The sequence below is a fragment of the Sphingomonas zeicaulis genome (assembly GCF_050433225.1).
In the GTDB taxonomy this organism is placed as follows: domain Bacteria; phylum Pseudomonadota; class Alphaproteobacteria; order Sphingomonadales; family Sphingomonadaceae; genus Sphingomonas_D; species Sphingomonas_D zeicaulis.
The window spans coordinates 799,574-805,686 of the sequence record NZ_JBNPXQ010000002.1 but is presented as its reverse complement, the minus strand read 5'-3'; the positions used below and the strand labels follow the sequence as shown (position 1 = coordinate 805,686).

Below are 6,113 nucleotides of genomic sequence, written 5' to 3'. Positions count from 1 at the left end.
ATCTCGGTCGCGGCGCCCTTTTCCTTCAGGCGGATCGCCTCTTCGACGGCGATCTCGTCGAACGGGTTCATCGACATCTTGACGTTGGCCAGGTCCACGCCCGTGCCATCCATCTTCACCCGCGGCTTCACATTATAATCGATAACTCGCTTCACGGGCACAAGGATCTTCATGACGCTCCCTCCTCGTAATGGGCGAGGGGCAAGCCTTGTGCCTGCGCGGCTGTTTCGCCGTTCACCCTCTCCCGTTCGGACCCGGGTGCCTGACCTAAGCCATGCACCCGGTTCCTGAATCCCGCCCTCCCTTGGGGCGGGCGCTTGGTCGTCAGGCGGCCGAACGGACCTCGGCAACGATCTTCTTGGCGGCGTCGCCAAGGTCGTTCGCCGGGACGATCGGCAGGCCGGAATTGGCCAAAATATCCTTGCCCTGCTGCACGTTGGTGCCCTCGAGGCGCACCACCAGCGGCACCGACAGGCTGACTTCCTTCGCCGCGGCAACGATGCCCTCGGCGATGATGTCGCAGCGCATGATGCCGCCGAAGATGTTGACGAGGATGCCCTTCACCGCCGGATCGGACAGGATGATCTTGAACGCCGCAGTCACCTTTTCCTTGGTCGCGCCACCGCCGACGTCAAGGAAGTTGGCCGGGAACTCGCCGTTCAGCTTGATGATGTCCATCGTCGCCATCGCGAGGCCGGCGCCATTGACCATGCAGCCGATATTGCCGTCCAGCTTGATGTAGGCGAGGTCGTACTTCGACGCCTCGATCTCGGCCGGATCCTCCTCCGTCTCGTCGCGAAGCTGAACGAGATCCTTGTGGCGGTACAGCGAGTTGCTGTCGAAGCCGACCTTGGCGTCGAGCACCATCAGCTTGTTGTCGCCGGTGATCGCGAGCGGATTGATCTCGATCTGCGCAGCATCGGTGCCGAGGAACGCGTCATACAGCTTGGACGCGACATTCTGCGCCTGCTTGGCGAGATCGCCGCTCAGGCCGAGCGCGTTGGCGACGGCGCGGCCGTGATGCGGCTGGAAGCCGGTCGCGGGATCGACGTCGAAGGTGTGGATGCGCTCGGGCGTGTCATGCGCCACGGTCTCGATGTCCATGCCGCCTTCGGTGGAGACGACGAACGCCACGCGGCCGGTCGCCCGGTCGACGAGCAGCGCGAGGTAGAATTCCTTCTCGATGTCGACGCCGTCGGTCACGTACAGGCGGTTGACCTGCTTGCCCGCATCACCGGTCTGGATGGTGACGAGGGTGTTGCCGAGCATGTCGGTGGCGTGCGCGCGGACTTCGTCCAGCGTCTTGGCGAGGCGGACGCCGCCCTTGGCTTCGGGGGCCAGTTCCTTGAACTTGCCCTTGCCGCGGCCACCCGCGTGGATCTGCGCCTTCACCACGTAGAGCGGCCCGGGGAGCTTGCCGGCGGCCTCGACCGCTTCGTCAACCGTGAGGGCGGCGAAACCGGCGGGAACCGGAACGCCGAACTTCGCCAACACTTCCTTGGCCTGATATTCGTGGATGTTCATGGGCGCGTCTAATCCTTTCGGACGGAGAGTCGCCGGGGGCTTAAGCACAGGCGACAGGGGATTGAAAGCCCCGCTTCCCGCCGAAAGCGGCGGATCAGCCCGCGATCGCGCAGCCCAGCGCGGCGCGCGTCGTCACCTCGATCAGTTCGACGTCGCGGAATCCTCGCACCCTGTAGAGGAACTCGTCGACCGACATCTGGCCGACGTCGCGATCCTTCAAACTCGCGATCGAGCCGAGCCGGCGGAGCTGATCGATCGTCAGCCGGTCCGCCATGCGTTCCGCCATGCATCCTGCGACTCGCGGCGGCAGCCCGGCATCGAGCAGACCCGCCCGCAACCGCGCCTCCGGCGAGACTGTTGCGCAACCGGCGACGGCGAGCAGCGGCAGGGCAAGCAGGGCAAACGGCTTTGTCATCTTGGCGAACTCCGTCGTGCGGGCAGCTCCACGCATTGCCATCGCACGCTGAACCGCCGATGACCAGTGAGGGGATCGCGGTGGCGATTTGCTGACCCACGGGCGAAGGTCGGCATGGCGTGAGGTTGATATCGCGCCCCACATCATTCCCGCCTATAGGGGCGCCATGTCCGTCTGGATCGGCCTTGCCCTGTTCGCCCTTACCGTCACGCTGATGGAAGGCTTCGCCTATGTCGCGCATCGCTGGCTGATGCACGGACCGGGCTGGTTCCTGCACGAAAGCCATCATCGCCCGCGCACCGGGCCGTTCGAACTCAACGATCTCTACGCCGTGATCTTCGCGGTCCCCTCGATCCTGCTGATCTATGCGGGGGTGCAGGGCGGGTGGGGCGATGGCGCGACATGGGTGGGTGCAGGCATCGCCGCCTATGGCGCGATCTATTTCGGCTTCCACGACGTGATCGTCCATCGCCGCCTGCCGCATCGCTATGTGCCACGCTCCGCCTATATGAAGCGCATCGTCCAGGCGCACCGGCTGCACCATGTCGTGGAGACCAAGGAAGGCACGGTCAGTTTCGGATTCCTGTGGGCGCCGAAGCCCGAAGAGCTGAAGGCGGAACTCAAACGCCGCGCGCGTGCCGGCGTGCGCGCGCCCGAGGGCCGTGAAAAGGCGAGCGCATCCTGATCGGGCGCCGCAGGCGATGACCGAAGCCGCCTTCATCGACGGGCTCCGCGCCCTCGCCACCCATCCCGCCGCGCGCGGACTGACCGACGATGCGGCGGTGCTCGGCGATCTGGTGCTGACGCACGACATGATCGTGGAAGGCGTGCATTTCCTCCCCACCGACCCGCCCGGTGACGTCGCGTGGAAGCTTCTGGCGGTCAATCTTTCCGATCTTGCCGCCAAGGGCGCGGCGCCGGTCGGCTGCCTGATGGGGTACAGCCTGGCGGGCGACGCGGCATGGGACGCCGCCTTCCTCGCCGGACTGGATACCGCGCTCACCACCTTCGCTATGCCGCTGCTCGGCGGCGACACCGTCTCGGTCCCTGCCGACACGCCGCGCGCGCTGGGGCTGACCGCGATCGGGCGCACCGCCGCCGCCCCGGCACGTGGCGGCGCCCGGCCGGGGGACACGCTGTGGGTGACCGGCCTGATCGGCGCGGCGGGGATCGGGCTGGCGCGGGCGATGGCGGGAGACGATGACGGGGATCCCTGCGTCATCGCCTATCGCCGCCCCGTGCCGCGACTGGCCGAGGGCCGCGCGATCGCGCCGCTCGCCTCCGCGATGATGGACGTGTCGGACGGATTGCTGATCGATGCCGGCCGGATGGCGGAGGCGAGCGGCGTGGCGATCGCCATCGCGCTCGATGCACTGCCGGTGACGCCCGCCGCGCCGCCAGGGCTGGACGCGATCCTCGCCGCGGCGACGGCGGGCGACGATTATGAATTGCTGTTCGCGCTGCCGGCCGGCGTCGCTCCGCCGGACGTTGTCCGGGCCACCCGCATCGGCGTGGTCGCGGCGGGCAATGGGCTCACTTTAACATATGCGAACAAGAACGTGCCGCTGCCCGCGCGATTGGGATATCTCCACGGCAGCTGAGCAGCCAACGCGTGCTTGCGCGCACGATACCGCACCTATACCCCTGTGATTCCAACGATGAGCGTACCCGCATGACAAGGGGCGCCACCCAACCGGCCCGGTGTCGGGCATAGGGGAAGGAAGCGAGAGGAATGACGATCGTCACGATTTCGATCGCGTGCGGCTTGCTCGCCGTGATCTACGGCTTCATCACGTCACGACAGGTGCTGGCGGCAAGCCCCGGCACGGAGGCGATGCAGGATATCGCCGCGGCCATCCAGGAAGGCGCGAAAGCCTATCTCGGGCGGCAATATCGGACCATCGCGATCGTCGGCGTCATCGTCGCCATCCTCATCGCGATCCTTCTCGGGCCGGTCTCGGCGATCGGCTTCGTCATCGGCGCGCTGCTTTCGGGCGCGACCGGTTTCATCGGCATGAACATCTCGGTGCGCGCCAATGTCCGCACCGCGGAAGCCTCGCGGCAGTCGCTGCAATCGGGGCTGACGGTCGCGTTCCGCGCGGGCGCGATCACCGGCATGCTGGTGGCCGGGCTGGCGCTGCTCGCGATCTCCGTCTTCTTCTGGTACCTGACCGGCCCTGCGGGGCACGCTCCCGACGAGCGCATCGTCATCGACGCGCTGGTGGCGCTGGCGTTCGGCGCCTCGCTGATCTCGATCTTCGCGCGGCTCGGCGGCGGCATCTTCACCAAGGCGGCCGATGTCGGCGCCGACCTCGTCGGCAAGGTCGAGGCGGGCATTCCCGAAGACGACCCCCGCAACCCGGCGGTGATCGCCGACAATGTCGGCGACAATGTGGGCGACTGCGCGGGCATGGCCGCCGATCTGTTCGAAACCTATGTCGTGACGATCGGCGCGACGATGGTGCTGACCGCGCTGTTGGTGCAGACCGGCGGCGAGCAGTTGATGGCGCTGATGTCCTTGCCGCTGGCGGTTGGCGGCATCTGCGTGATCACCTCGATCATCGGCACCTATTTCGTGCGGCTGGGATCGAACAATTCGATCATGGGCGCGCTCTATAAGGGCTTCATCGCCACCGCCCTGCTCTCGATCCCGGCGATCTGGTACGTCACCCGGCAGACGCTGGGCGACCTCGATGCGGTGATCGGTGCGGGGCTGGATGGCGCCGGCGGCTTCACCGGCATGGACCTGTTCTGGTCGATGCTCGTCGGCCTCGCGGTCACCGGCCTCATCGTGTGGATCACCGAATATTATACCGGCACCGGCTACCGCCCGGTGCGCAGCATCGCCAAGGCATCGGAGACGGGCCACGGCACCAATGTGATCCAGGGGCTGGCGATCAGCCTTGAGGCGACCGCGCTGCCGACCTTGGTGATCGTGGTCGGGATCATCGTCGCCTATCAGCTCGCTGGGCTGATCGGCATCGCCTTCGCCGCCACGGCGATGCTGGCGCTGGCCGGCATGGTCGTGGCACTCGACGCCTATGGCCCGGTCACCGACAATGCCGGCGGTATCGCCGAGATGGCCGGGCTGGACGACAGCGTCCGCGAGAAGACCGATGCGCTCGATGCGGTGGGCAACACTACCAAGGCGGTGACAAAGGGCTATGCGATCGGGTCGGCCGGGCTCGCCGCGCTGGTGCTGTTCAGCGCCTACACCACCGACCTCCGCGAATTCTTCCCTGACCTGGAGGTGAGCTTCAGCCTCGAAAACCCCTATGTGATCGTCGGGCTGCTGCTGGGCGCGCTGCTGCCCTATCTGTTCGGCGCGATGGGGATGACCGCGGTCGGCCGCGCCGCCGGCGACGTGGTAAAGGATGTGCGCGACCAGTTCGCGAGCAACCCCGGCATCATGGATCGCACCAGCCGCCCCAATTATGCGCGCACCGTCGATCTCGTCACCAAGGCGGCGATCAAGGAGATGATCATACCGTCGCTGCTGCCGGTGCTCGCGCCGATCGCCGTCTATTTCGCGGTGACGGCGGTTGCGGGGCAGGCCAATGGTTTCGCGGCGCTGGGCGCGTTGCTGCTGGGCGTGATCGTCTCCGGCCTGTTCGTCGCGCTCTCGATGACCTCGGGTGGCGGCGCATGGGACAATGCCAAGAAATATATCGAGGACGGCCATCATGGCGGCAAGGGATCCGAGGCGCACAAGGCGGCCGTAACCGGCGACACGGTGGGCGATCCTTATAAGGACACCGCCGGGCCGGCGGTGAACCCGATGATCAAGATCACCAATATCGTCGCGCTGCTGCTGCTCGCGGCGTTGGCGCACGCGGCTGTCGGATAGGCCGGGCTACCCGGTTGGATAGGGCCGGTGGCATGCGTGCCGCCGGCCTTTCCTTTTTTGCAATCAGGCGCTAAGGCGGCGCGATTTTCCGACAATCAGGATTTGCATGGCCAAGGAAGAACTGCTCGAAATGCGCGGACAGGTTGTGGAGCTTCTCCCCAACGCAATGTTCCGCGTACGCCTTGAGAATGATCATGAGATTCTCGGGCACACCGCCGGCAAGATGCGCAAGAACCGCATCCGCGTGCTGGTGGGCGACGAGGTGCTGGTCGAACTGACCCCCTATGACCTGACCAAGGGTCGCATCACCTATCGCTTCAAGTGACC

At 66.3% G+C, this 6,113-nt stretch carries 6 protein-coding genes and 1 pseudogene; 4 read left to right on the top strand and 3 right to left on the bottom strand.

The window, feature by feature from the left end:
• The 3 genes and pseudogenes from FHS96_RS12805 to FHS96_RS12795 form a co-directional block, all read right to left on the bottom strand.
• A pseudogene (locus FHS96_RS12805) lies at positions 1–173 on the bottom strand (electron transfer flavoprotein subunit beta/FixA family protein); the annotation flags it as partial.
• A gap of 151 nt (positions 174–324) precedes the next feature.
• Entirely contained in the window at positions 325–1,524 is a 1,200-nt protein-coding gene (sucC, locus tag FHS96_RS12800) for an ADP-forming succinate--CoA ligase subunit beta (RefSeq protein ID WP_429591717.1), read from the bottom strand.
• 94 nt (positions 1,525–1,618) lie between these two features.
• Entirely contained in the window at positions 1,619–1,939 is a 321-nt protein-coding gene (locus FHS96_RS12795) for a hypothetical protein (protein WP_429591714.1), read from the bottom strand.
• 166 nt (positions 1,940–2,105) lie between these two features.
• On the opposite strand from FHS96_RS12795, the gene FHS96_RS12790 reads away from it, so the two are divergent.
• From FHS96_RS12790 to infA, 4 genes are all read left to right on the top strand, one after another.
• The gene (locus tag FHS96_RS12790; protein ID WP_429591711.1) at positions 2,106–2,624 is read left to right on the top strand and encodes a sterol desaturase family protein; all 519 of its coding nucleotides are present in this window, start codon (positions 2,106–2,108) and stop codon (positions 2,622–2,624) included.
• Between the two features lie 16 nt (positions 2,625–2,640).
• Positions 2,641–3,540, top strand: a complete 900-nt coding sequence (thiL, locus tag FHS96_RS12785; RefSeq protein ID WP_429591708.1) for a thiamine-phosphate kinase — start codon at positions 2,641–2,643, stop codon at positions 3,538–3,540.
• 131 nt (positions 3,541–3,671) lie between these two features.
• Entirely contained in the window at positions 3,672–5,786 is a 2,115-nt protein-coding gene (locus FHS96_RS12780) for a sodium-translocating pyrophosphatase (protein ID WP_429591705.1), read from the top strand.
• Positions 5,787–5,892: 106 nt separating this feature from the next.
• Positions 5,893–6,111 (top strand): translation initiation factor IF-1, encoded by a 219-nt coding sequence (gene infA, locus FHS96_RS12775; RefSeq protein ID WP_003049127.1) that lies wholly within the window; start codon positions 5,893–5,895, stop codon positions 6,109–6,111.
• The last annotated feature ends 2 nt before the right edge of the window (positions 6,112–6,113 follow it).

What these genes read in the sequence shown, in the direction of transcription:
- sucC (WP_429591717.1), bottom strand. Translation starts at nt 1,524, where the DNA reads ATGAACATCCACGAATATCAGGCCAAGGAAGTGTTGGCGAAGTTCGGC.
- FHS96_RS12795 (WP_429591714.1), bottom strand. Translation starts at nt 1,939, where the DNA reads ATGACAAAGCCGTTTGCCCTGCTTGCCCTGCCGCTGCTCGCCGTCGCC.
- FHS96_RS12790 (WP_429591711.1), top strand. Translation starts at nt 2,106, where the DNA reads ATGTCCGTCTGGATCGGCCTTGCCCTGTTCGCCCTTACCGTCACGCTG.
- thiL (WP_429591708.1), top strand. Translation starts at nt 2,641, where the DNA reads ATGACCGAAGCCGCCTTCATCGACGGGCTCCGCGCCCTCGCCACCCAT.
- FHS96_RS12780 (WP_429591705.1), top strand. Translation starts at nt 3,672, where the DNA reads ATGACGATCGTCACGATTTCGATCGCGTGCGGCTTGCTCGCCGTGATC.
- infA (WP_003049127.1), top strand. Translation starts at nt 5,893, where the DNA reads ATGGCCAAGGAAGAACTGCTCGAAATGCGCGGACAGGTTGTGGAGCTT.